At 41.4% G+C, this 701-nt stretch carries 1 protein-coding gene; it reads right to left on the bottom strand.

Annotated elements, in window-relative coordinates; genetic code table 11:
* Positions 1-215: 215 nt before the first annotated feature.
* Positions 216-641, bottom strand: coding sequence for a carbohydrate-binding protein (locus MO867_RS22390; RefSeq protein WP_252473289.1), 426 nt, complete (start codon positions 639-641; stop codon positions 216-218).
* Positions 642-701 lie beyond the last annotated feature (60 nt).

The following is a 701-nucleotide window of genomic DNA, read 5'->3' as shown; positions in this document are numbered from 1 at the left end:
GGTATACTAAAAGCCTCCGAGCGCTGGACGCACCCGATTCAAAACTGGAATCTGATGCTGTCACAACTAACGATCCACTTCCCTGATCGTTTGGAGGAATACATCAGCCTCTGAGGCTATGGCTATGGCTATGGCTATGGCTATGGCTAACACAGAGTATTGAACACCCTCACTTTTTTACTTCCGCTCACTCCTGAGCCTAAGAAAACAACTATTTATCTTTCAATTTGGAAATATTGCAAATTGAAATTGGTATTACTTGAAGGAGTTACCCTGAAGGTCATTTGTTGTACACCTTTTTCAAAGTAATGCTCACCAATAGGTTGAAGCATAAATAAATCATGTGCACTGGTATTTTTCACAGTGTGATATAAATTATTTTCATCTTCAAACTCCAGAGCAAAGGTACCAGCGATCTCTTGCCTTGCTGACAAGCGAGCACTAACCTTATACCAGCCGCTATGTGGTATCTTAATACTATATTTGACCCATTCGCTTTCACGAATGAAACACATATGGGTATTCCCATTGGTATTACAAAAATCGACTCCTTCATACTTTCTAGCTGCAAGACGAGAGTTTATTGCGTCAGTATCGTAGTAGGATATTCCAGGGCCCTGCCTCTCAAAATCATATGCCATTACCCCCTGCATTCAACTTTGAAGTGCATCAGTTAATCCCCTGGAAAAGAACGGTCAGCT

Origin of the sequence: Microbulbifer okhotskensis, from assembly GCF_023895975.1 — a bacterium.
GTDB classification, from domain to species: Bacteria; Pseudomonadota; Gammaproteobacteria; order Pseudomonadales; family Cellvibrionaceae; genus Microbulbifer; species Microbulbifer okhotskensis.
The sequence above is the reverse complement of the archived record's forward strand: the minus strand, read 5'-3'. Positions and strand labels throughout refer to the sequence as shown.